20 protein-coding genes, 1 tRNA gene and 2 pseudogenes are annotated in these 25,444 nt (G+C 38.7%); 13 read left to right on the top strand and 10 right to left on the bottom strand.

Features of this window, described 5'->3' with window-relative positions; genetic code table 11:
- The first annotated feature begins 43 nt into the window (after positions 1-43).
- The 4 genes from cscK to DPV85_RS03990 all read left to right on the top strand — a co-directional run bounded on the left by cscK (position 44) and on the right by DPV85_RS03990 (position 4,351).
- Positions 44-970, top strand: coding sequence for a fructokinase (cscK, locus tag DPV85_RS04005; protein WP_111327141.1), 927 nt, complete (start codon positions 44-46; stop codon positions 968-970).
- A gap of 58 nt (positions 971-1,028) precedes the next feature.
- Positions 1,029-1,640 carry a glutathione S-transferase N-terminal domain-containing protein gene (locus DPV85_RS04000; RefSeq protein WP_111327140.1) on the top strand — a complete coding sequence of 204 codons (612 nt, stop codon included), beginning with the start codon at positions 1,029-1,031 and terminating at the stop codon, positions 1,638-1,640.
- A 9-nt stretch (positions 1,641-1,649) separates the two neighbouring features.
- A complete protein-coding gene (locus tag DPV85_RS03995; RefSeq protein WP_111327139.1) occupies positions 1,650-3,107 on the top strand; it encodes a glycoside hydrolase family 32 protein in 1,458 nt (485 codons plus the stop codon).
- A gap of 71 nt (positions 3,108-3,178) precedes the next feature.
- Positions 3,179-4,351, top strand: a complete 1,173-nt coding sequence (locus DPV85_RS03990; RefSeq protein ID WP_165816471.1) for an MFS transporter — start codon at positions 3,179-3,181, stop codon at positions 4,349-4,351.
- 52 nt (positions 4,352-4,403) lie between these two features.
- Here DPV85_RS03990 and pgi read toward each other — a convergent pair whose 3' ends face one another.
- The 4 genes from pgi to pyk form a co-directional block, all read right to left on the bottom strand.
- The gene (gene pgi, locus DPV85_RS03985) at positions 4,404-6,053 is read right to left on the bottom strand and encodes a glucose-6-phosphate isomerase (RefSeq protein WP_111327137.1); all 1,650 of its coding nucleotides are present in this window, start codon (positions 6,051-6,053) and stop codon (positions 4,404-4,406) included.
- 56 nt (positions 6,054-6,109) lie between these two features.
- Entirely contained in the window at positions 6,110-7,192 is a 1,083-nt protein-coding gene (alr, locus tag DPV85_RS03980) for an alanine racemase (RefSeq protein ID WP_111327136.1), read from the bottom strand.
- 23 nt (positions 7,193-7,215) lie between these two features.
- Positions 7,216-8,622 (bottom strand): replicative DNA helicase, encoded by a 1,407-nt coding sequence (locus DPV85_RS03975; RefSeq protein WP_111327135.1) that lies wholly within the window; start codon positions 8,620-8,622, stop codon positions 7,216-7,218.
- 149 nt (positions 8,623-8,771) lie between these two features.
- Positions 8,772-10,208: a pyruvate kinase gene (gene pyk / locus DPV85_RS03970; RefSeq protein ID WP_111327134.1), complete on the bottom strand. Its 1,437-nt coding sequence runs from the start codon at positions 10,206-10,208 to the stop codon at positions 8,772-8,774.
- A 226-nt stretch (positions 10,209-10,434) separates the two neighbouring features.
- Between pyk and DPV85_RS03965 the strand changes: the two genes are divergently transcribed.
- The 7 genes and pseudogenes from DPV85_RS03965 to DPV85_RS03935 all read left to right on the top strand — a co-directional run bounded on the left by DPV85_RS03965 (position 10,435) and on the right by DPV85_RS03935 (position 18,763).
- A tRNA-Val gene (locus tag DPV85_RS03965) sits at positions 10,435-10,511 on the top strand.
- A gap of 182 nt (positions 10,512-10,693) precedes the next feature.
- Positions 10,694-12,875, top strand: a pseudogene (locus DPV85_RS03960) (TonB-dependent siderophore receptor).
- A 65-nt stretch (positions 12,876-12,940) separates the two neighbouring features.
- Positions 12,941-14,699: pseudogene (locus tag DPV85_RS03955) on the top strand (ABC transporter ATP-binding protein/permease).
- Between the two features lie 134 nt (positions 14,700-14,833).
- Positions 14,834-16,372 (top strand): lipopolysaccharide biosynthesis protein, encoded by a 1,539-nt coding sequence (locus DPV85_RS03950; protein WP_111327133.1) that lies wholly within the window; start codon positions 14,834-14,836, stop codon positions 16,370-16,372.
- Positions 16,353-17,309, top strand: coding sequence for a polysaccharide pyruvyl transferase family protein (locus DPV85_RS03945; RefSeq protein WP_111327132.1), 957 nt, complete (start codon positions 16,353-16,355; stop codon positions 17,307-17,309). Before DPV85_RS03950 ends, DPV85_RS03945 begins: the two co-directional genes overlap by 20 nt.
- A complete protein-coding gene (locus DPV85_RS03940; protein ID WP_049376249.1) occupies positions 17,309-18,052 on the top strand; it encodes a YdcF family protein in 744 nt (247 codons plus the stop codon). The genes DPV85_RS03945 and DPV85_RS03940 overlap by 1 nt, the downstream gene beginning before the upstream one ends.
- A gap of 48 nt (positions 18,053-18,100) precedes the next feature.
- Positions 18,101-18,763 carry an NAD(P)H-dependent oxidoreductase gene (locus tag DPV85_RS03935; RefSeq protein WP_111327131.1) on the top strand — a complete coding sequence of 221 codons (663 nt, stop codon included), beginning with the start codon at positions 18,101-18,103 and terminating at the stop codon, positions 18,761-18,763.
- A 41-nt stretch (positions 18,764-18,804) separates the two neighbouring features.
- Here the strand turns inward: DPV85_RS03935 and zevB are convergent, their stop codons facing one another.
- Entirely contained in the window at positions 18,805-19,782 is a 978-nt protein-coding gene (zevB, locus tag DPV85_RS03930) for a zinc transporter permease subunit ZevB (protein ID WP_070582330.1), read from the bottom strand.
- A 2-nt stretch (positions 19,783-19,784) separates the two neighbouring features.
- Entirely contained in the window at positions 19,785-20,417 is a 633-nt protein-coding gene (gene zevA, locus DPV85_RS03925; protein WP_111327130.1) for a zinc transporter binding subunit ZevA, read from the bottom strand.
- A 348-nt stretch (positions 20,418-20,765) separates the two neighbouring features.
- Here zevA and ettA point away from each other — a divergent pair, with 348 nt between their 5' ends.
- Complete coding sequence (gene ettA / locus DPV85_RS03920; protein WP_111327129.1) at positions 20,766-22,436, top strand: energy-dependent translational throttle protein EttA; 1,671 nt, start codon at positions 20,766-20,768, stop codon at positions 22,434-22,436.
- 55 nt (positions 22,437-22,491) lie between these two features.
- Positions 22,492-22,848 (top strand): SirB2 family protein, encoded by a 357-nt coding sequence (locus DPV85_RS03915; RefSeq protein ID WP_165816470.1) that lies wholly within the window; start codon positions 22,492-22,494, stop codon positions 22,846-22,848.
- 46 nt (positions 22,849-22,894) lie between these two features.
- On the opposite strand, the gene yciH is transcribed toward DPV85_RS03915, so the two are convergent.
- From yciH to DPV85_RS03895, 4 genes are read right to left on the bottom strand one after another with little or no spacing between them, the layout of a single operon-like run.
- Positions 22,895-23,215 (bottom strand): stress response translation initiation inhibitor YciH, encoded by a 321-nt coding sequence (yciH, locus tag DPV85_RS03910; RefSeq protein ID WP_111327127.1) that lies wholly within the window; start codon positions 23,213-23,215, stop codon positions 22,895-22,897.
- A 1-nt stretch (position 23,216) separates the two neighbouring features.
- Positions 23,217-23,909, bottom strand: coding sequence for an orotidine-5'-phosphate decarboxylase (pyrF, locus tag DPV85_RS03905; RefSeq protein WP_111327126.1), 693 nt, complete (start codon positions 23,907-23,909; stop codon positions 23,217-23,219).
- A gap of 21 nt (positions 23,910-23,930) precedes the next feature.
- Positions 23,931-25,109 (bottom strand): lipopolysaccharide assembly protein LapB, encoded by a 1,179-nt coding sequence (lapB, locus tag DPV85_RS03900; protein WP_111327125.1) that lies wholly within the window; start codon positions 25,107-25,109, stop codon positions 23,931-23,933.
- On the bottom strand, positions 25,109-25,402 hold the full coding sequence (locus DPV85_RS03895; protein ID WP_049369025.1) for a LapA family protein: 294 nt from the start codon (positions 25,400-25,402) through the stop codon (positions 25,109-25,111). The genes lapB and DPV85_RS03895 overlap by 1 nt, the downstream gene beginning before the upstream one ends.
- Positions 25,403-25,444 lie beyond the last annotated feature (42 nt).

Raw genomic sequence — 25,444 nt, 5'->3', positions numbered from 1 at the left:
TGCGGTTATTTTTTAACTGATATCCACAATAGAAGGAAAATATATGAGCCCAAAAATCTGGGTAACCGGTGATGCGGTTGTCGATCTTATTCCTGACGGTGAAAATCATTATTTACGCTGTGCCGGTGGTGCGCCTGCAAATGTGGCAGTTGGTGTCGCGCGTTTAGGCAGCCCGAGTGCTTTTATTGGTCGTGTAGGTAATGATCCGCTTGGCCAATTTATGCAAGATACCTTAAATGCGGAAAATGTGAATACACAACATATGATTTTAGATCCGCAACATCGCACCTCTACAGTTATCGTCGGCTTAGATAATGGCGAACGTAGCTTTACCTTTATGGTAAACCCAAGTGCGGATCAGTTTTTACAAGCTAGTGATTTACCCCCATTCCAACAAGGTGAATGGCTGCATTGCTGCTCTATTGCGCTGATTAATAATCCATCACGCGAAGCAACTTTCGAAGCCATTCGTCGTATTAAAGCCGCTGGCGGTTTCTTCTCTTTTGATCCAAATCTACGTGAATCGCTTTGGTCAAGCTTAGAAGAAATGAAAACCGTGGTAATGGAAGCGGTTGCATTAGCTGACGTATTGAAATTCTCTGAAGAAGAATTAACGCTTTTGACTAATACTGACAGCCTTGAAAAAGCCTTTGAAAAAGTGACCGCACTTTATCCTGAAAAATTGATTATCGTGACTTTAGGTAAAGATGGTGCACTCTATCACTTAGAAGGTAAAAAAGATGTAATTGCTGGAAAAACCTTACAACCGGTTGATACAACAGGCGCAGGTGATGCCTTCGTTGGTGGTCTGCTTGCAGGTCTTTCACAGCATCCAAACTGGAAGGAAAATGATGTGCTTGTGCAAATTATCCGTCAAGCCAATGCATGTGGAGCCCTTGCAACAACAGCAAAAGGGGCGATGTCTGCGCTACCCAATAAAGCACAATTAGCAGCCTTCCTAGCCAACTAAGGAGCAAAGGTGCAAATTATTGCACCTTTTATTTATGAAGATAATTTAGGAGATATTTATGAAACTTTGGTATTCCAACTCTAGCCCTTATGCAAGAAAAGCCCGTGCCGTAGTACAATATCATCAATTACAAGATCGTGTTGAATTACTTCTCACAACAAGTGGTTTAGATAAGAATTCACCACATAATTTAGACAATCCTCTTGGTCGTTTACCTGCATTACAACGAGAAAATGGTGAGTGGCTTTATAATAGTTCTCTGATTGCAGAATATCTTGATAACATCGGTACGCAATCTTCACTTTATGGGAACAAAGAGACACGTTGGGAAATTCTCCGTTTACATTATTTAGCAGATGGTATTTTAGAGAATGAAATATCCGTAGCACCTGAAAAATGCCTTCGTCCACAAGAGCAATGGTGGCTTGAACGTCATCAGCAAATTTTTGACCGCACTGAGCGAAGCTTAATTGAACTAAAAAAAGCCATTGATAGTTTTGGTAAAGAATTAAATATCGGCACATTGAATGCCGTATGTGCAATTGATTTTCTATTATTTCGCGATGCTTGGACTCATGCGTCACAACATGAAACCATCAAATCATTAAAAACATGGGCTGAAGCAATGAATCAACGCTATGATTGCTTAAAAAATACCTTACCAAAATAAGATTGAATTATGATTATTTTCAATAATGGCAAATACAAAAGTATTCTAGCTGCAGAAAAAGGCGAACTTGCGGAAATTGCTCAAACTGTGCAAAAAGACAAGGATTTCCGACCGCACTTTCATATTACCCCACCAACTGGCTTGATGAATGATCCAAATGGTTTGATCTTTGATGGTGAAAAGTATCATCTGTTCTACCAATGGTTTCCATTCGATGCAATTCACGGGATGAAACATTGGAAGCATTTAATCACGAAAGATTTCCAACATTATCAATCAGCAGATGATCTGATTCCTTGTGAGCTTTTTGAGTCTCACGGCTGTTATTCGGGTGGTGCTTTAAAAGTCGGTGATAAATTAGCCATGTTCTACACCGGCAATACTCGTCGTCCAAGTGATAATCAACGCGTGCCTTATCAAAATTTAGCGATTTTTGATCTTAATGGGAAGTTGCTTAGCAAACGTCCGTTAATTGAAAATGCGCCAGAAGGTTATACCGAGCATGTTCGCGATCCTAAACCGTATTTAACTAAAGACGGCAAAATCCGTTTTATCTGCGGCGCACAGCGAGAAAACCTCACGGGAACAGCCATTATTTTTGAAATGGATAATCTTGAAGGTACGCCTCGCTTATTAGGTGAGCTTTCCTTACCTGCTTTTGACAATACAAACGTGTTTATGTGGGAATGCCCTGACCTATTGAAGCTCGGTGATAAAGATGTCTTTATTTGGTCGCCACAAGGTAAAGATCGGGAAGCACATCAATTCCAAAATAATTATCATGCGACTTATGCTGTGGGGAAATTAACGGATTTAACCTTTGAAGCAGAATATATCGGCGAATTAGATCAGGGTTTTGATTTCTATGCACCACAAACATTTGCTGGCTTAGATAATCAAGCTTATGCTGTTCTTTTTGGTTGGATTGGTTTGCCAGATTTAACTTACCCAACAGATAAATTTAAATGGCATTCAGCTTTAACTTTACCAAGAGAATTGCGTTTAGAAGGGACGAAAATTTATCAACGTCCGATTGCTAAAATAGACGAAAATCTAACCGCACTTTCAGCGCTTCATCTTGATGAAAAAGCGGATATTGCTAATTTAGATCGTGCTTATGTAAAATTTGAGATAAATAACCAAGCCTTTGACTTAACCTTCTTCCAAAATGAAAAAGGACAATCACTGCGCCTATCTTATGAAAATGGCTTGATCTGCTTAGATCGCAGTCAAAGCGAACAAACGGAATTAATGGAAAAATTCGATACAAAACGTTTCTGCGAAATTGAAAATCTGCAGACTGTTGAAATTTTCTTTGATCGCTCAATTATTGAAATTTTCTTGAATCACGGTGAAAAAGTCATGACATCAAGATTTTTCATTGAGAACAGAGAGAATACAATAACCAGTAATCGCCCGTTAGATTTAATGATCAGTTATTTACCGGCTATTCAATATGACAAATAATCAACTCAAGTGCGGTTAAAATTAACCGCACTTTTATTTCCAACTATGTTCTTTTATTAAAATTAATGACTATGTTTGCTCAACAACAAAATGCAACACCATCTAATCTTGTAGCCTTCAATTTTCTATTGATCGCCTTTTTAACGGGGATTGCATCTGCGTTTCAAACGCCGACCTTGAGTTTATATCTCTCTCAAGAGATTCAAGTTTCACCTTTTTTTGTGGGCTTATTCTATTCAGTCAATGCCATTATTGGCATTATCTTGAGCCAAATTCTCGCGAAATATTCTGATAAGCAAGATGACCGTCGCAAAGTGATGATTGTTTGCTGTTTGATTGCTGTGCTTGGCTGTCTGATTTTTGCTTATAGCCGAAATTATTATGTGTTGATTATTATCGGCACAACGCTATTAGGACTAGGTTCATCTGCCAATCCGCAATCTTTTGCTTTAGCGCGAGAATATGCTGAAAGTAGTCATCGTGAAGCGGTGATGTTCACCACAATTATGCGAACTCAAATCTCATTGGCTTGGATTGTTGGGCCACCGCTTTCTTTTTTCATTGCGTTAAACTGGGGCTTTGATTACATGTATTTGGTGGCAGGTTCTGCCTTTTTACTATGTGCAGGCATCAGCAAATTATTGCCAAAAATTCCTCGTCAAAGTGCGGTTAAAAATCAAGAGGTTTTAGACAATACGCCACCAAGAAAAAGTGTGATTTACTTGTTCATCGCTAACCTATTACTTTGGACCTGTAACAGCATGTATCTCATTAATATGCCATTATTTGTGATAAATGAATTACATTTAAACAAAGAACTGGCGGGAACATTAATGGGGACGGCTGCGGGATTGGAAATTCCTGTGATGATATTTGCGGGCTATCTCACCAAATATTTCAGTAAAAAGCGCTTGATGATGATTGCTTTAGTTTCAGGTTTAGCTTTCTACTCAAGCTTATTATTTGCAGATCAAACTTGGCAGCTTATCGGGTTACAAATGCTTAATGCGATTTTTATTGGTATTACTGCTACCATTGGCATGGTGTATTTCCAAGATTTAATGCCGACTAAAATGGGCACGGCTACAACTCTATTCAGTAATGCAGCAAAAAGTAGTTGGATTATTGGTGGACCGATTGCGGGTATTATTGCGGAAATTTGGCACTACAACTCTGTTTTTTATGTCGCTGTGGCACTAATTTTTATCAGCGTAGGCTGTATGTGGAAAGTCAAATCAGTTTAATGAAAATAAAAAAGTGCGGTCAATTTTGACCGCACTTTTACTTTACATTATCTTAGCGCCATGCTTTGAATTGGTTAATCAATCCATTGGTTGAGCTATCATGGCTTGAGACTTTCTCTTTATCTGCCAATTCAGGAAGAATTCGATTCGCTAATTGTTTACCTAATTCCACGCCCCATTGGTCGAAACTGAAGATATTAAAAATCACACCTTGTGTAAAAATTTTGTGTTCATACATGGCAATTAATGCACCAAGAACAAATGGTGTCATTTTTTGCACTAAAATAGAGTTGGTCGGTTTGTTACCGGTAAAGACTTTAAATGGCACAATGTCTTTTACCTCATCTAAAGATTTACCCGCTTTCACAAATTCTGCTTCGACTTCTTCTTTGGTTTTACCAAATGCAAGCGCTTCAGTTTGTGCAAAGAAGTTTGATAACAATTTGCTGTGATGATCACCTAATGGATTATGGCTTTGTGCTGGTGCGATAAAGTCACAAGGGATTAACATCGTACCTTGGTGAATCAATTGATAGAATGCATGCTGGCCGTTTGTACCCGGTTCACCCCAAATAATTGGGCCAGTTTGATAATCACGGATAACATTGCCATTACGATCAACATATTTACCGTTTGATTCCATATTACCTTGTTGGAAATAAGCAGCAAAACGGTGTAAATATTGGTCATAAGGTAAAATTGCTTCAGTTTGTGCACCAAGGAAGTTGGTATTCCATAAGCCTACTAACGCTAATGTCGCTGGGATATTTTTTTCTAATGGTGCAGTACGGAAATGTTTATCCATTTCATGCGCACCTCTTAATAGTGCTTCAAAATTATCAAAGCCGATTGAAAGTGCGATAGAAAGACCGATTGCAGACCATAAAGAATAACGGCCACCAACCCAATCCCAGAACTCAAACATATTATTGGTATCAATACCGAATTCTGCTACCGCTTTACCATTGGTAGAAAGTGCTGCGAAGTGTTTTGCCACCGCGCTGCTATCTTTCGCTGCCGCCAATAACCAATCACGCGCAGAATTCGCATTGGTCATGGTTTCTTGTGTGGTAAAGGTTTTAGATGCGACTAAGAAAAGTGTGGTTTCAGGATTTACCTTTTTCAACGTTTCAGCGATATGTGTACCATCTACGTTTGAAACGAAGTGCATATTCAAGTGATTTTTATAAGGACGAAGCGCTTCAGTCACCATATAAGGCCCCAAGTCTGAACCACCGATACCGATATTCACCACATCAGTAATTGCTTTCCCAGTATAACCTTTCCACTCACCTGAAATCACACGATCACAGAAAGCGCTCATTTTCGCTAACACAGCATTCACTTCCGGCATCACATCCTTGCCATCTACATAGACAGGTGTATTTGAACGGTTACGAAGTGCGGTGTGTAATACGGCTCGATTTTCTGTACGATTAATTTTCTCACCTGTAAACATAGCATTAATTGCTTCATCTAATGCAGATTCTTTGGCTAATTGACGAAGCAATTTGAGGGTTTCTTGGTTAATTTTATTTTTTGAAAAATCCACTAAGATTTGATTTTCAAAACCTAAAGAATAATCGTTAAAACGATTTTGTTCTTGTTTGAACAAATCAGCAATCGTGGTATTAGCCAGCTGAGATTGATGAGCTTCAAGTGCTTTCCAAGCTTGTGTATTGGTTGGGTTGATGTTTTTCATGAATATTTCCTTTAAAAAATTAAATTCTTTACATTTTTGCTTTCTTGCAAAAACAATTAATCGACATATTCTGTTATAACACGAGGGGTCAATTTTGTAATCAATTCATAGCTTAAAATACCACTGTATTTAGCTACCGTTTCAATTGGTAATTCCTTACCCCATAAGATCACTTCATCACCGACTTTATCTTGGCTATCTGGACCTAAATCCACCGTCAGCATATCCATTGAAACGCGACCAACAATAGGAACAATTCGACCGTTTAGATAAACTGGCGTACCTTCTGGCACATCACGCGGATATCCATCACCATAACCAATGGCAACCACGCCAATTTTAGTATCTTTCGGACTGGTCCAAATACCGCCATAGCCAACAGGCTCCCCTTTTTTATGCTCACGTACAGAAAGCAAAGATGACGTTAAATTCATCACGGGAGTTAAACCAAATTCAGCACCTACAGTATCTGTTGGTGAAATGCCGTACATAATAATCCCTGGGCGAATACAATCTAAATGGGCTTCTGGCCAGAATAGAATCCCACCTGATGCGGCAATGGTTCGCTCTCCCTCTTTATTTTTTGTGGCTTGAAGAAAACGATCTAACTGAACTTGAGTGTAATCTGAATCTAACTCATCAGCACGGCTAAAATGACTCACAAAACCTAAGTGCGGTTGAATTTGAGGAAGTTTTTTCAGCTCTTGATAAAAACAATCCACTTCATCAAGCGACACACCTAAACGGTGCATACCGGTATCAATTTTTAACCAGACTTTAATTGGACTTGGTACTACAGCTCGTTTTAATGCTTCAAGCTGTTCACGGTTATGAACCACCGTCTCAATATTATTTACTGCAATAATAGGCAGATCTTTTTCATCAAAAAAGCCTTCTAGCAATAAGATCGGTTTAATAATACCGTTAGAGCGTAACGATAACGCCTCTTCTAAACGAGCCACAGCAAAGCAGTCCACCATGCTTTCTAAAGCGGATGAGACAAATACCACGCCGTGACCATATGCGTTTGCTTTTACCACGGCAATAATTTTGCTGTGTGGTGCTTTTTCTTTAATAACTTGTAAATTATGTTTTAAGGCAAGCGAACTGATTTTCGCTGTTGCCGGTTTTACGTTCATTTTTCTAATCCGTTATCTCTTGCCTAATAATCATCTCTGTATTCACGCTGTTCGGCAAGGTTATCAAAGCGTGAGAATTGACCGTTAAATGCTAAACGTACACGTCCAATCGGACCGTTACGTTGTTTACCAATAATGATTTCAGCAACACCTTTATCTTCAGAATTATCGTTATACACTTCGTCACGATAGATGAACATAATCAAGTCAGCATCCTGTTCAATAGAGCCTGATTCACGCAAGTCCGAGTTTACTGGGCGTTTATCTGCACGTTGTTCCAACGTACGGTTAAGCTGGGAAAGAGCTACAACGGGGACTTCTAATTCTTTCGCTAAGGCTTTTAAAGAACGTGAAATTTCAGCAATCTCTAAGGTTCGGTTATCTGAGAATGCCGGTGCACGCATTAATTGAAGGTAATCCACCATAATCATGCTCAAACCATTGTTTTCGCGGTATACACGACGTGCTCGAGAGCGCAATTCTGTTGGGGTTAAGCCAGATGAATCATCAATATAAAGATTGTTTTTTTGCTTAAACATCCCAAACACGCTGGCAATTTTGCTCCATTCCGTTTCATCCAAGTTTTGGCCTGTACGAATTTTGGTTTGATCCACGCGAGCAAGAGAGGCAATCATACGCATCATGATTTGTTCAGCCGGCATCTCTAAACTGAATACCAACACAGGCTTATCACTTGCCATAGCAGCATTTTCACAAAGGTTCATTGCAAACGTGGTTTTACCCATAGAAGGACGTGCAGCGACAATGATGAGGTCTGAAGGTTGTAGCCCTGCTGTTTTCTTATCTAAGTCAACAAAGCCCGTTGTGACCCCTGTCACACCACTATGATTTTCAAGCTTACTTAAGGTATCAATTCGAGCAATAGTACTTTCCAACACGCTGATCACATTTTGTGGCCCTTCAGTTGAAGAACTGCGTTTTTCAGCAATAGCAAACACTTCTCTCTCGGCTTCATCTAACACCATTTTGATGTCTTTGCCTTTCGGAGAATAGCTGTTTTCTGCAATACGATTTCCCACTGCAATAAGCTCACGCAAAATCGCTTTTTCACGTACGATTTCAGCATAAGCCAAAATATTAATGGCATTTGGGGTGTTATTAGAAAGATCAGCTAGATAAGCAAAACCGCCTACGGAATCGCTAATACCTTTTGCTTTAATGGCTTGATCAAGGGTGATTAAATCAATCGGTGTTTGATTACGCATTAATTCTTCCATGGTTTGGAAGATTGCTTTATGCGCAAAAGTATAAAAATCCTCAGCGATCACTCTTTCTGCAATACCATCCCAATGTTGATTACTCAACATGATGCCACCAAGTACGGCTTGTTCAGCTTCAGTGGAATGAGGCGGGATGCTAACTTGTTCAGTTTTCTGATCAGGTGATTGGATTTGTCTTTGTGATGCCATAAGGATTTCAATTTAAACTAAAAAACTGTGCTTATGATACCGCAAATACGAGGTGGTTTTAAGAAAAAAGTGCGGTCAATATTTTCAATATTTTAGATATAAAAAAACGGTGGAAAAATCCACCGCTCTTTTTTATTCATGAATGTTGATTATTCAACTGTTAAAGTACGACAAACGTTAGTTGTACCTTCTGATTCATCACCTTGTGTTAATAAAACAAGATCACCTGAAACTAAATAACCTTTTTCTTTTAATAGGTTAATCGCTGCTTTTGCACCTGCAGAGCTACGAGATTCACCATCAAAATGAACTGGAGTGACACCGCGGTATAATGCGCAACGGTTTAATGTTTCTTGAACACGAGAAAGTGCAAAGATTGGTAAACCAGAGCTGATGCGTGACATTAATAATGGTGTACGACCAGAGTGGCTTAATGTAATGATTGCTGCAATACCGCTTAAGTGGTTTGCTGCATACATTGCAGACATTGCTACTGATTCTTCAATATCTCTGAACTCACGATCTAAACGGTGATGAGAAATATTGATGCTAGGCATTTTTTCTGCACCTAAACATACGCGTGCCATTGTCGCTACAGTTTCAGCTGGATATTGACCTGCTGCAGTTTCCGCTGAAAGCATTACCGCATCGGTACCATCTAATACCGCATTTGCCACGTCCATTACTTCTGCACGAGTTGGCATTGGGTTGCTGATCATTGACTCCATCATTTGAGTTGCTGTAATAACTGCACGGTTTAATTGACGTGAACGACGAATTAATTTTTTCTGTACGCCAACTAATTCAGGGTCACCGATTTCAACACCTAAGTCACCACGTGCAACCATGATCACATCAGAAGCAAGGATAATATCATCCATTGATGCCTCATCAACTACGGTTTCAGCACGTTCAACTTTAGCAACGATTTTCGCTTCTAAACCCGCTTGTTTTGCTAACTCACGTGCATAGTTTAAGTCTGCACTTGAACGTGGGAAAGATACCGCTAAGTAATCTACACCGATACGAGCTGCAGTGATGATATCTGCTTTATCTTTTTCAGTTAATGCATCTGCAGATAAGCCACCACCTAATTTGTTGATCCCTTTATTGTTTGATAATGGACCACCAACAGTCACTTCAGTAAATACTTTTGCACCTTCTGTAGAAAGTACTTTTAATTGAACACGGCCGTCATCCAATAAAAGAATATCGCCAGGAACAACATCTTGTGGAAGAGTTTTATAGTCTAAACCAACAGCTTCTTGATTACCCTCACCTTTTGGTAATTCCGCATCAAGAATAAATTTATCGCCAACATTTAAGAAAATTTTGCCGTCTTTAAAAGTAGAAACACGAATTTTAGGACCTTGTAAGTCACCTAAAATTGCCACGGTTTTACCTAATTTTTTCGCGATCGAACGAACACGCTCAGCACGCTCAATATGATCATCTGGTGTACCGTGAGAAAAGTTCATACGTACAACATTAGCGCCTGCTGCGATAATTTTTTCAAGATTGTTATCGCGGTCTGTAGCTGGACCCATTGTACATACAATCTTCGTTCTTCTTAATTTTCTAGACATTATCTAAACTCCACAAATAGTTACAATTTAAAAAAGCTTTTTTAATTTCGGCTCATCCGAGATAAAAACTATCGCGCATTATACGCTTAAACCACTGCAAAATCAAAACAAGCACTGAGAGTTTTTGCAACAAATTTTGGTTATTTTTTTAGCAGCTAAATTTAACTTAAAACAAATCCCCTTGTTTTCATCATTAAAACTGTTTATCATCTGCCACATCCTTTACGCGACTATAGCTCAGTTGGTTAGAGCACCACCTTGACATGGTGGGGGTCACTGGTTCGAGTCCAGCTAGTCGCACCATATTACAATCCCAAGCCTTTTAGCTTGGGATTTTTTCTTTTTATCCCCTGTTTAATTTGAATAAATTTTTTCTGAATAAATCACACCTATAAATGAAAATAATTTGCATTGATCGACGAAAACGTTTTCGCTATACTTGCAACTCTTTTATTATCTATCGGGTTATATATCGGAAAACAATTATGAAATTTAAATTAAGCCTTATTTCAACCGCACTTTTAGCGAGTTTCTCCGCTTCTACTTTTGCAGAAACTGAACAAGCCGCAAATACAAACACCGAAGTGCTTGAGCAAATCAATGTTCAAGATACGGGGATTAAACAAAATGGTTATCAAACAACCGGGACATCCGTTGTATCGAAAGCTGAAGTGCCTGTATTCGACACGCCAAACACAGTAAATATTCTTTCGACCAAGCTACTAGAAGATCGCAAACCTGAATCACTCATTGATGCACTTTATAATGTCAGTGGTGTTAGTCAAGCAAATACTTTAGGTGGTATGTTTGACTCTATTCAAAAACGTGGTTTTGGTGGAAACCGTGACAACTCAATTATGCGTAACGGTTTACAAGCTGGCCCAGCTAAAAACTTTAGCGCGACAACTGAAACCGTTGAAGTTTTAAAAGGACCTGCATCTGTATTATGGTATTCAAGATCCAGGTGGTGTAGTTAATATCATTACTAAAAAACCACAACAAACGCCACGTTATGTCGTTGGTGGAACCTTAGGTAATCATAGCCTGTGGGGAACGCAATTAGATTTTACTGGTGGGTTAGGAAATGGTTTTGCTTACCGCTTTATTTATGACAAACAAGAAAAAGACTACTGGCGTAATTTTGGCAAAGTGAAAAATACCACTTACGCACCATCACTTTCTTGGGAAAATGATAAAACTAAAGTACTTCTTTCTTATGAGCACAAAGATATTCTTGAGCCATTTGATCGTGGTACAAATCTTTTAACGGCAACTAATGCATTACCCGATATTCCTGTATCGCGTCGTTTAGATGAACCAAATAATGAAACTACAGCAAAAACCGATAACATTGATTTCAAAATCGAACACAAATTGAGTGACGGTTGGAAATTAAATGCGGGTTATAGCTATGCTCGTTACAAATATTTCTACGATCAAGCTCGTATTACAAATATTAACGTTAAGACACGTACAGCCAGCCGTGCGATTGAACAGCAACAAGGCGATCAACGCGTTCATAGCGGTACATTAAATATCGTTGGTGAATTTGGTATTGGTGATATCGCTAACCGCTTTGTAGCAGGTATTGATGCAATGCGTAATATTCGTGATCTTGGTCCTATTTATAACCAAGGCATCATGAATTCTGATATCAATATTGATAATCCAAACTATACCAGCCCTGTTGCAGCACATAAAAATGGTAACGGCAACGCCTATCAATATAACTATCTCAAAACTGTTGGTATTTATATTCAAGATACCGCCTACTTTACAGATAACTTTATCATGACGGGTGGCTTACGTTATGAGTATTTTGATCAATTTGCAGGACGTCACTGCTTAAATGCAGCAAACTGTAAAAAAGGTCAAAATCTAACCAAAACCGGAAATACCGATCAGCACGATGGTAAATTATTGTATCAATTAGGTGCCGTATATAAATTTACGCCACATATTGCAACATTTGCGAACTACTCCGAATCTTTCCGTCCACAAATGAGTGTGGCAACACCTGTTAGCGGCGATTTAAAACCAGAACAAGGTAAATCTTTTGAAATTGGTGCAAAATACGAAAACTCAGGCTTTAATGCAACACTTGCATTATTCAATATCAGCAAACGCAATGTGGCTGAATCCGTTGGTTCTGGTTCAAATGCGCAATTGAATATCGTCGGCAAACAACGTTCTCGTGGGGTGGAATTTGATCTTAATGGTCAAATTACGGATAGTCTAAGCGTAGCGGCTAACTATACATACACCAAAGTAAAATCACTTGAAAATGAACTTTATCCTGATGCGGTAAATCAACAACTTTCAGGTGTACCAAAACATCAAGCTTCTCTATTCTTAGCTTACAACGTAGGTGAATTTGATTTTGGTAACATCCGTGTTGGTGGTGGTGCTCGTTATTTAGGTTCTTGGCATGCTTATAACAGTGATTACACAAAAGCATACAAATTACCTCATGCCGTGGTATATGATGCCTTTATTGCTTACGATACAAAAATCTCTGGCAAGAAAGTATCCTTCCAACTTAACGGTAAAAACTTAACAGATAAAACTTACTATCCATCTACCTCTGGTAACGCAACAAACACGTTAATCCCTGTTGCATTAGGTTATGGACGTGAATTTATCTTCAACACGAAAGTTGAGTTTTAATTGAGCGCACAATACGAGGGCGAATCATTTCGCCCTTTTTTCGTTTTTTACTTTATGGATAATCAATGAATTGGCAAACTGAACTTAACTCAAGTTTAAGCTGGATTTTGACCGCACTTTTCTGGGTAGTTTTATGCTTTAGCATGGTGATGATAGCATTAAAACAAACCTCATTTGGTCAAAAGTTTTGGCATATTGCATCTCCTTCGATTAATCGCCGTAACAGCATCAAAATCATCATTATGCTACTGGTGTTGTTTACCATGATTTTGTTAGAAGTGCGCTTTAGCGTACTCAACTCTTTTTTCTATAACGGGCTTTATAGCTCAATGCAGGAATTAGATGCGGACAAGTTTTGGTTCTTTGCAAAACTGAACGCACTCTTAGTATTAGTACAAGTTATCCACTCCATTGCCAATTATTTCTTACAGCAAGTATTTGAAATCCGTTGGTTGGAAAGCTTGAATAAAGTCCTTGTTAAACGATGGTTAGAAAATAAAAAATACTATCGCCTCAAATACGAAAAAGATCTGCCCGATAATATTGATCAACGTATTGAACAAGATGCACGTGAATTTATTAGTAGCACTGTCACTATTGTACGTGGCATGATTAATTCTGTTCTGACTACCATTGAATTTACCATCATCCTTTGGTCTCTCTGGCGTGTTAAGTCTTTTCGGATTAAATATCGAAAAAGGCGTCGTTTTCTTTATTTATGCTTTTATTATCCTTGCAACATTAATGTCCGTTTGGATTGGACATCCCTTAATTAAGCTGAACTTTAATAAAGAAAAACTCAATGGTGACTACCGTTATTCTTTAATTCGAGTGCGAGATAATGCAGAAAGTATCGCGTTCTATCAAGGTGAACAACAAGAACAGCATTTACTGAAAAACAAATTTGCTCAAATCATTCATAACCGTTGGGCAATTGTATTGAGAATGTTGGGATTAGACGGCTTTAATGGAAGTGTCACACGTGTTGCAAAACTCTTACCGCTAATGCTGCAAGCGCCTCGTTTTTTCACTGGACAAATCAAACTGGGCGATATGCACCAAACTGTGCAAGCATTTAACCGATTAATGACCGCACTTTCCTTCTTCCGTTTGTTCTATGAAGAATTTACGCTCTACCAAGCGCGTTTAAATCGTCTTTATGGTTTTATGACGAAATTGGATGAATTAGATCATTTAGAGGTTCATCAACCAATGAAATGTTCTAACCGTGTTGCGTTATCAAATTTTGGTATTAAAGATGACCAAGGCAGATTGTTGCTTAATAACTTAAATATTGAATTAAGAAATGGTGATGCTTTATTAATTCAAGGTCCATCTGGCACAGGGAAAACATCGCTATTAAAAGCGATGGCGGGGATTTATCCTTTTGAGACAGTGGGTCTGGTGGAACATCCTTGTGTGACCAGTTTATTCTTACCACAGCGTCCTTATATGCCACAAGGTACGCTACGTGAAGCGATTTGCTATCCGGATATCGATCCTTATCATCCTGAATTGGAAAAAACACTGGCTGATTGCTGTTTAGATAAATATCTTCATAGCCTTGATGTAGAGAACGATTGGCAAGCAATTTTGTCACCGGGTGAATTACAGCGTGTGGCATTTATTCGGATTTTACTGACGAAGCCTGAAGTGGTCTTTTTAGATGAAACCACATCAGCACTTGATGAGCCAACCGAGTACCTTCTTTATAAAACAATTAAAGAGCGCTTACCGAATATGATCATTCTAAGTGTCGGCCATCGTGGTACATTACATCAATTCCATAACAAGCAATTAGATCTAGCTGTCTGCATCGTCTAAATAACAAAAGGCTAAATTATATTTAGCCTTTTCTTTTTACTACGCCCGTACAATTGCTTAGAACTTGCACAATGCTTGCTACACACCCCAATCCCCCCTATAATTCCTCCAATTTTTCTAATTTCATTCTCACAATGTCAAATAAAACCATTGCCAAAAATACGCTATTTCTTTACATCCGAATGCTCTTCAATATGGGGGCGATGCTGTATATCTCTCGTGTGGTATTGCAGGTATTGGGTGTGGAAGATTTTGGTATCTACAACATTGTGATGGGTGTCGTGGTCTTATTTTCCTTTTTTAATGGCACAATGACCGCCACTACTCAGCGTTTTATTAACGTAGAAAAAGCCTCGAATGACATTCCACGTGTCAATAAAGTCTTTAATATTAGTATCTTAAATCACCTACTCATTATTTTTATCGTATTCGTGTTAGCCGAAACCGTCGGTTTATGGTTTTTAAATCACAAATTGGTGATCCCCGCTGAACGCTTGCAAGCCGCAAATATCGTTTACCAATTAGCATTAATTATTGCCCTTGTTGAAATCATCAAGGTGCCATTTAATGCCATGATTGTTGCACACGAGAAAATGGGATTCTATGCTTGGTTGGGATTAGGGGAAACCATTTTAAAACTGACCTCTGTCTTTATCTTAAGCCATATCACACATTACGATAAGTTGATTACTTATGGTTGCTTATTGCTTTCAGTCAGCTTAATTGTGCTCTCCCTTTATGTGTTATTCACTAAATATTATTTCAAAGAGGCCGCACGTTTCCACTTATATAAAGATTTAAGCAAAACTAAAGAAATGGTGAGTTTTTCCGGTTGGATGCTTATGGGGCAAGTCGCTTATGTGGGTTCAACACAAGGCTTGAATATGGTATCTAACCTATTCTTTGGCGTAGCAGTCAATGCAGCTGTCGCTATTGCGACTCAGGTAGAAGGTGCTGTTTATAGCTTTGTGAATAATTTCCAAATGGCGGCTAATCCGCAGTTAGTCCAGTCTTATGCAGCAAAAGATTATGATCGCAATCGCCAATTAATTCTTGGTATTTCAAAATATTCACTTTATTTAATGGCGATTCTCTCTGCGCCTGTATTGTATTTCACCCATACCTTACTGACATTTTGGTTAGGCGATCATCTTCCGCAATATACTGAACAACTTGTACAAGCTATTATTGCTTGCTTATTAATCAGCGCAATGGCTGGCGCATTTTGGATGAGTGCATTAGCCATTGGCACATCTACCGTAAAACAATACAATATCATCGTTGCGTTAATTGATCTTTGTACGGTGCCATTGGCTTATTATTTGTTCACACTAGGTTATAATCCAGTATTTGCCTTTGTGGGTAAATTTAGTACGATGGTCATCTCACAAATCTATCGATTATATTTTATTAATAAAAAAATTAAATTTAACCAAAAAGAATTTGTCTCATATTTAGTGAATGTCGGCGTGGTGTTTGGTCTGCTATTAGGTATCATCTATATATCAGATACTACCCGTAGCTATTCTTTATTGGAATTTATTGGACAATCCATCATCTTAGAAATGGTATTAATCTGTGTCATTTTAATCTTCGGATTAAACACAGCAGAAAAAAATTTCTTGTTTAGCTATTTAAAGAAAAGAGTAAAAAATGAATCAACTCCTTATTGATTTAAAAAATAAACTGAATCCTATTGTTGAACTGATCAAAGATAAAAACGACGTATTTTATTTTGACTACCCGCTTCATTTGAACGTGGGCGATTTATTGATTTATCACGGCACAGAACAATTTTTCAAAGATCTCCACATTAACGTGACCTTAAAACGCTGTGAATATGATTTAGATCTTAAAGAAGTCAAAGCAAAAATTACACCGAACACTACCATTCTTTTACATGGTGGTGGCAACTTTGGTGATCTTTATCCGCAGCATCAAAAGATCCGTGAAGAAATGGTGACCCATTTTCCGAATAATCGCATTATTGTGTTACCACAAACCGCTTATTTTAAGCACGAAGAAAATCTGCAAAAATCAGCCGCACTTTTCCGTAGCCACAGTGATTGCCATCTACTAGCTCGCGATGAAAGAACGGAGAACTTATTTGCACAATTTTCTGATCATGTTTATTTATCACCGGATATGGCACATCAGCTTTATGGCACGATGGAAACCAAGCAAGGCACAACGGGTGAACAACTTTATTTCTTGCGTAAAGACATTGAAGCAAGTGATGTAGAGAAAAATATCCTCGCGCAACTGCCCGCCAACAGCAATGTAAAAGACTGGGAAGACATTCTTTCAACCGAAGATGATGTGGTTTTAGCATTAAGTTGGCGAATGAGTAAAATGGCCAATAAATTTGGTTTAAGTTGGCTAAAAGATCTCTGCCATCAATTCTGGTATGCCTATACTCAGCACATTGTAAAACGTGTTGCGCAAGTATTCTTAGCGAACGACAAAGTGACCACAACTCGCTTACATGGTCATATTTTCTCTTGCTTGTTAGAAATTCCAAATCGTGTTTGCGATAACTCTTATGGTAAAAATAGCAGCTATGCGAAATTGTGGACTAAAGAGTTGGATTTTGTTGAATTGGATAAATAATGTTTGAATTGAAAAAACTCATTACCGCCATGATTCTTCCCCCATTTAATATTTTAATTTTGTGGGGGCTATCTCTTATTCTAGCTAAATTCAATTTTAAAAAATTAAGCCGAATTTCGACCGCACTTGGTTTCTCACTACTCTATCTTTTAAGTATTCCTTACACTGCACAAGTACTTAAAGACAGTCTCATTACTGAAGATCATTTAACACTGCAAGATTATCAACAAGCTCAAGCGATCGTTTTACTGGGTGGTGGTTTACGTGATAGCAAAGAGCTTTATGCGCCATTAGCTTCAACGGGTATTCAACTTGAACGCTTACGTTATGCCGCTTTCTTACAAAAAGAAACGCACTTGCCACTATTGATTACAGGGGCGAGTCCAACTGGTGCCATTGAGGCCAAAATCGCCGCAGAAGAGCTCCAAAACTTCTTTAATGTGCCAACTAAATGGATTGAACCTAAAGCACTTACCACCAAAGAAAATGCCCTTTTCACCAAACAAATATTGGAAAAAGAAGGTATTCATAAAATTATTTTAGTTACCAATGAATGGCATATGCAACGTGCAAAATTATTATTCCAACAACAAGGCTTTGATGTGTTACCTGCAAGTGTAGGTGAAGGCATTACGCCTGACAGTTATGGACTTAATATGATGCATTTTATTCCGCAAGGTGGCGCAATTACGAAAAATATGCAATTACTCAAAGAGTGGATTGGATATTGGAAAGAGCGCTAAAGTGCGGTCAAAAGATCACAAATTAGATAATGTTAAGAGGAAGAAAACATGAGTCAAATTACACGCGAACAGATGCTTCAGGTATTCGAAAATCGCTGTTCCACACGTTATTACGATCCGAATAAAAAAATTAGCCAAGAAGATTTCGCGGCAATTTTAGAATTTGCTCGTTTATCACCAAGTTCAGTCGGTTCTGAGCCATGGAAGTTCTTAGTTATTCAAAATAAAGCATTGCGCGATAAGCTCAAACCTTTTAGCTGGGGTATGCAATATCAATTAGATGATTGTAGTCATTTAGTGATCATTCTTGCGAAGAAAAATGCTCGATATGACACGCCTTTCTTCCGTGATGTGGCGGTGCGTAGAGGTTTACAAGGAGAGCAATTAGAAAAAGCCTTGGAAAAATATAAAGGCTTACAAGAAGTTGAAATGAAAACCGCAGAAAGCGAACGAGCATTATTTGACTGGACAAGCAAACAAACCTACATTGCATTAGCGAATATGCTAACTGGTGCTGCCGCTATCGGTGTAGATTCTTGCCCTATTGAAGGCTTTAACTACGATAAAATGAATGAAGTTTTAGCCGCTGAAGGCCTCTTTGATCCAAATGAATGGGGCGTATCCGTGGCAGCAACATTTGGTTATCGAACGAGAGACATTACCAAAAAATCTCGTAGACCAATTGAAGAAATCGTTACTTGGGTTGAATAATCTATTTTCAAATAAATGGGCAGCAAACGCTGCCCTTTTCTTTACCCACCAAACAAGGCTGCGCCACCTGTTACAGCCCCCATCGAGCCATATAACAAGCTTAGTGCAAAAAAGATCATAATTGCGCCCGCAATGCATTTAATCATGGCCTCACCTTTTTGATTAGAACCAGTTAAACCGTACCAATGGCCTAATCGCGTTGCGACATTTCTCGCATAGCGCACTAACGCAGCAAAAAGTGAAAGCATTAATCCTGTGCCCAGAGACATGGCAAACGTAGCTACAATTCCCCACCAATAAAGATCCAGCATATAAGCGAGAAAGAGCACAAAAATAGCGCCACTACACGGTCGCATACCAATAGTCAAAATCACTAAGAGCTGAGATTTTAAATCACCTGATTGCTTAAGCTGTTGATTATTCGGTAGATGTTGATGCCCACAGCTACACTGTGTTTGGCTTACTTTTCCTTGCCCATATCGAAAAGGCGAAGCTGTTCCAATCTGTTTTGGTAATGATTGAATCGATGTGATACGAAAAGATTGCTTTTTCTTTAAGCCTTTCAGACCTTGAGCGATCCAATAAAGCCCTAACAGCACTAATAAAATTAAAGCACTACGTTCCAGCCATAACTGACTAAGTTTAAAATATTTTGAGGAAAGATTAAGTATCACCACCACAATGGAGGTTGCAGCAACTGCGACAAAACCTTGCATGAGAGAGGAAAGCAAGCTTAAGCGTACGCTGGTCTTAAGTTGGCTTTCGTGCGTAGAAAGATAACTAGCGATAATAAATTTGCCATGCCCAGGCCCTAATGCATGTAATACACCATAAGAAAAGGCGGCAAAAATCAACCACAATCCTGCCGTTGATGAATGTGCTTGAATCTGGTGTAGATTTTCAGAGATCAACTGATTAAAGGCTTTTTGCCAATCAGCAACTTGCACAAACAGCCAAGGTAATAATGCGAAGATAATCGTTAATAAACCAATAAAAAGTGCGGTTAGTTTTAACTTCATTTTTATTCACACTTAATTTTTACTTTCTGCGCAAACAATACACCAAGAGAATCATCTTCATTTTTTTGCGATTTATCCAATGATGATGCGTAAGATTGAATTTTTTCATCGACATTAGGTTCCAGCACCTCGCCTTTGCAATTTGCAGGAAGTGATGAAAAATCAACCGCTCTTTTGCCTGGTTCTGCATACCGCATAGCCACATAATAAGTGCGATCATAAGTCATCAGCGTAAATTCATTATTTTGTAAGGCCTGTGGCTGTACCAAAAGAAAATCAAAATAATATTCCACCTCGTTCCCTTTCACACGCATACCGTAATTTTCAGGGTGTTTTGTGTATTTAATCTTATGATTTTCTTTGTCAAAGACATAACTAAAGTAATGTTCATTCACAACGTTCGCCATGACTTCATCAATTAACTTCTGTTGGGCGGCCTTATCCCCTTTCGCCTGTTTCACATCATACAGGACGGCTGAAGAACTGGCCTCATCAAGTAACCACTGCGTCGAGAAACCAATTAATTGATTATCTTTCACTAAGGGTTTCGTTTGCATATCGATGAATGCGTGGGGATGCGCTAGCGCTGAAAAAGGTGAAATCAGCAATAATCCAAGAAGTAATTTTTTAAACATAAATAAGAAAAAAGAGTGGCTAAATGATTGAATAGACAGATTTTATCACAAGCAGTTCCCAATCAAAATCGAATAAAAATCAGTCTAAAAGTAAAAAATCCTATGATTTTATTGATTTTTATCAAAAAATGATTCATTCGCATTTCCCTTATAACTGAAATTTATGTACTATTTGTTTCGTCAAGTGATTGCTTGATATTCATAAAGTTCCTAAATAAAATAATCATAAATATAGCTAAACTACTTTCCTACCACCCTGTATGGGTGGTTTTTTTTGCCTTTCAAATAGCTTATTCCATAAACATCAAGTAAAATAACCGCACTTTTATTCATAACATCGAGAGAATTATGTCAACGCAATTTGTATATACGATGCACCGTGTCGGCAAAGTGGTGCCACCGAAGCGCCATATTTTGAAAGATATTTCTTTAAGCTTCTTCCCTGGTGCCAAAATCGGGGTGCTCGGCTTAAATGGTGCGGGTAAATCAACCCTTTTACGCATTATGGCGGGTGTGGATAAAGAGTTCGAAGGTGAAGCTCGTCCACAACCAGGTATTAAGATCGGTTATCTCCCACAGGAACCAAAACTTGATCCGCAACAAACTGTGCGTGAAGCGGTAGAAGAAGCGGTTTCTGAAGTAAAAACGGCGCTTACCCGTTTAGATGAAGTCTATGCGCTTTATGCTGATCCTGATGCGGATTTCGATAAACTCGCGGCTGAACAAGCTAACCTTGAAGCCATTATTCAAGCACACGATGGTCACAATTTAGATAACCAATTAGAACGTGCAGCTGATGCTTTACGTTTACCGGATTGGGATGCAAAAATTGAGCATTTATCAGGGGGCGAACGTCGTCGTGTCGCACTTTGTCGTTTATTACTCGAAAAACCAGACATGCTCTTATTAGACGAGCCAACCAACCACTTAGATGCGGAATCTGTAGCATGGTTAGAACGCTTCTTACATGACTACGAAGGTACTGTTGTGGCGATTACCCACGACCGTTACTTCTTAGATAACGTAGCAGGTTGGATCTTAGAACTTGACCGTGGTGAAGGTATTCCTTGGGAAGGTAACTACTCTTCTTGGTTAGAGCAAAAAGAGAAACGTTTAGAACAAGAACAAGCAACTGAAAATGCGCGTCAAAAATCAATTGCGAAAGAGTTAGAATGGGTTCGTCAAAATCCGAAAGGCCGTCAAGCGAAAAGCAAAGCGCGTATGGCACGCTTTGATGAATTGAACTCAGGCGAATATCAAAAACGTAACGAAACAAACGAACTCTTTATTCCACCTGGTCCACGTTTAGGTGATAAAGTGATCGAAGTGCAAAACCTCACCAAATCCTACGGTGATCGCACTTTAATTGATGATTTATCATTCAGCATTCCAAAAGGTGCTATCGTAGGTATTATCGGAGCGAATGGTGCAGGTAAATCTACCCTATTCCGTATGCTTTCAGGTCAAGAACAACCAGATAGCGGCTCAATTACAATGGGTGAAACTGTGGTACTTGCCTCTGTCGATCAGTTCCGTGACTCAATGGATGATAAGAAAACCGTATGGGAAGAAGTGTCTAATGGACAAGATATTCTCACTATTGGTAACTTTGAAATTCCAAGCCGTGCGTATGTTGGACGCTTCAACTTCAAAGGCGTAGATCAACAAAAACGTGTGGGCGAATTATCGGGTGGTGAGCGTGGTCGTTTGCATTTAGCTAAACTTCTACAACGTGGTGGTAACGTACTGTTATTGGACGAACCGACCAATGACTTAGACGTTGAAACTTTACGTGCGTTAGAAAATGCGATCTTAGAATTCCCTGGTTGTGCAATGGTGATTTCCCATGACCGTTGGTTCTTAGACCGTATTGCGACTCATATTTTAGATTACGGTGATGAAGGTAAAGTGACGTTCTACGAAGGTAACTTCTCTGACTACGAAGAATGGAAAAAGAAAACCTTAGGTGAAGCTGCAACACAACCACACCGTATTAAATATAAACGTATTGCAAAATAAGAAATTAAAGTGCGGTTATTTTTGACCGCACTTTCCTTTTACATCTGGAGTGACTATGTTAGTTTATTTGCACATTGTTTGTGCATTTTTAAGTTTAGGATTATTAATTATCCGTGGGGGAATGCAATTAAGTGGGAAAAATTGGCGCGCGATTAAACTGCTAAAAATTTTACCACACTTAGTTGATACACTTTTAATTGCAAGCGGCTTAACGATTTTCTTCTTGGTCGGTTATCAGCTACAAAGCTGGTTGGTCATGAAAATCATCATGCTTGTGCTTTATATCTTCTTCTCGGCTAAATATTTTAGTCGTAAAGCGGTCAACCCAAACAGTGCATTTCTGGCATTTGCCTTGTTAAGTTTCTTAGGTGCAATGTTCTTTGCCTACCAACCAAACTTTATGGAAGGCTAATTATGAAAAAATCCATCTTCAATTGAAGATGGATTTTTGTCTTATCTTAACCACCGGCTAATTTTACTTTAAACCCTTTTTGTTCTAAAAGTTGTTTTAGTAAATCACGTTTTTCGCCTTGAATCTCAATATTGCCGTCCTTAACTGAACCACCACAACCACACCGCTTTTTAAGTTCAGCCGCTAACTTTTTCAATTCATCATCTGATAAATCTAGCCCTGTAATCACTGAAACGCCTGCGCCTTTTCGACCACTGGTTTGTTTTTGTATGCGAACCACACCATCACCTTTAGGGCGTTGTACTGGTTGATTTTGCTCTTTAATTCTACCTACTTCGGTAGAATAAACTAAAGTACTCTCTGTCATATTACAAAAGTGATGAATTAATTGAACGAAGCACTTCTGCTGGATTTTCAGCTTGAGTAATTGGGCGACCAATCACCAAATAATCAGAACCAGAACGGATAGCCGCAGCAGGAGTCATAACGCGACGTTGATCGCCAAAATCACTTCCAATTGGACGAATCCCCGGTGTGACTAATTTAAAATCAGGGCCACAAGCATTACGTAAAATCTCCACTTCCTGTGGTGAACAAACGACGCCATCTAATCCCGCACGCTGTGTTAAATGTGCAAGACGTAAAACATGTTCAAGTGGTGAAGAGTTAATACCGATTTGTAATAAATCCAAATCCTCCATACTGGTCAATACGGTTACTGCAATTAATAACGGTGCATCTTTTCCATAAGGCTCGAGAATTTTCTTCGCCTCTTCCATCATTTTCAGACCACCGCTAGCATGGACATCAACCATCCATACCCCTAAATCAGCCGCAGAACGCACTGCTCTTGCCACAGTATTAGGAATATCATGAAATTTAAGATCGAGGAAAATATCAAATTGACGCTCGTGCAATTGCTTAACGAAATTTGTTCCCAGTGTGGTAAACATTTCTTTACCCACTTTTAAGCGGCATAAGCTTGGATCAATTTGATCCACGAGGGATAGCGCTTGCGCTTCCGTTTCGTAATCTAATGCAACGATTACTTTGCTATTCATAATTTTACCTCACTGTGTCAATTAATTATGTTCTGGTTTGATGGATTCCCACCGTTTGCAAGAAGGGCAATTCCACATTAATTTATGGGTCTGATAACCGCAATTTGAGCAACGGTAACCAAAGCCTTGCTTAATTCTCTCACCGACCATTTTATGTAGCAAAATTAAGCTTTCTTTACCTCGCCCTTCCTCTGCATCATCAATTTGGAATTGAATAAAACGGTGGAAAATAGATGTACTCGGATGTTTTGTTAACTGCTGATAAAGTTTTGATTGTGCGGCACTCTTACCATATTTCTCTTCAATCACGCTTGCTAACATTAAATCGACTTTAGTATTGTTAACCTGCTGGCTAGCTCGAATCAAGAATAACTCAAAGTTATCTCTCTCTCCTAATTCATCATAACAATATTTGAGCGTTTTCAGCACTTCACCAATATAAATTGGGTTTTGATCAAGAATATTCTCTAAAAAGTGAATGGCTTGACGATAGTTTTTATTAGCCATTTCTAAATCAGCAAGCAGCATTGATGCTCTCACACTGGTTGGAGATACATTCAGCGCTTTTTGTAAAATACTGCGTTTTTCGACCGCACTTTCAAGTTCACCGCTTAAGGCATATTCACAATAACATTGTGCTAATTCCACATTATTTTCTTTGGGTGAGATCTTGGCAAGCTTCTCTGCGATATTAACGGCTTTTTTCCATTCTTTTGTTTTTTGGTAAATCACCAAAAGCTGCTGAAGTGCATTTTCAGCAAACTCTGGTTCATCCACCATAATAATATAAAGCGCTTCAGCGCGGTCATAAAAACCGACTGTCATGAAATCTTTGGCAAGTTGCTGTTTAGCTAATAATTTTTGTTCGAAAGAATAATTGGGACTACGATCGAGTGCTTGATGGATCCGCAAAGCACGATCCACTTCGCCTCGAGAACGGAAAAGATTACCGAGCGTTAGCTCAGCTTCAAATTGTGAGTTGCTTTCAATTTCATTTTCTGTTTCTTGTTTTTGCAACATATCAAGAAACAAATCAACGGCTTTATCCGTTTGATTGGAAAGCAAAAAATTGACCCCCGTGACATAATCACGGGAGAGTTTATTACTAATATCTTCCTGATCTTTCTTGGCACTCCGATGTCCCATATACCAACCGTAAGCGGCGGCTATTGGCAGAAGCAGAAAGAGTAATTCAAGCATTATACTGCCTTATCGCGAGTAGTCGTTAATTCGTTAATTTGTAATGTTTGACGTTTAACTTGACGCGCTAACGACATATTTTTGAATTTTAATTTTAAGTAGAAGAATCCGGTAATCAACCAACCTAAAATTAATCCAAAACCAAATAAAATCGCGACTAGCGTTGAAAGTTGGAATTGGCTTTCAGCAACAATGTAGTTAAAGGTGATTACTTGATCATTATTCGCCCCTATAGTTACCGCAACGATTACGATAGCTAGCACAATAATGAGTCCGAGAATATATTTAATCATCACAATCTCCTTGTTAAGAATAGTTTCATTATGCCAAAATTT

The organism is Haemophilus parainfluenzae (genome assembly GCF_003252725.1).
GTDB classification, from domain to species: domain Bacteria; phylum Pseudomonadota; class Gammaproteobacteria; order Enterobacterales; family Pasteurellaceae; genus Haemophilus_D; species Haemophilus_D parainfluenzae_L.
Note: the sequence above shows the minus strand (reverse complement) of the source record. Positions and strands in the feature narration are given on the sequence as shown.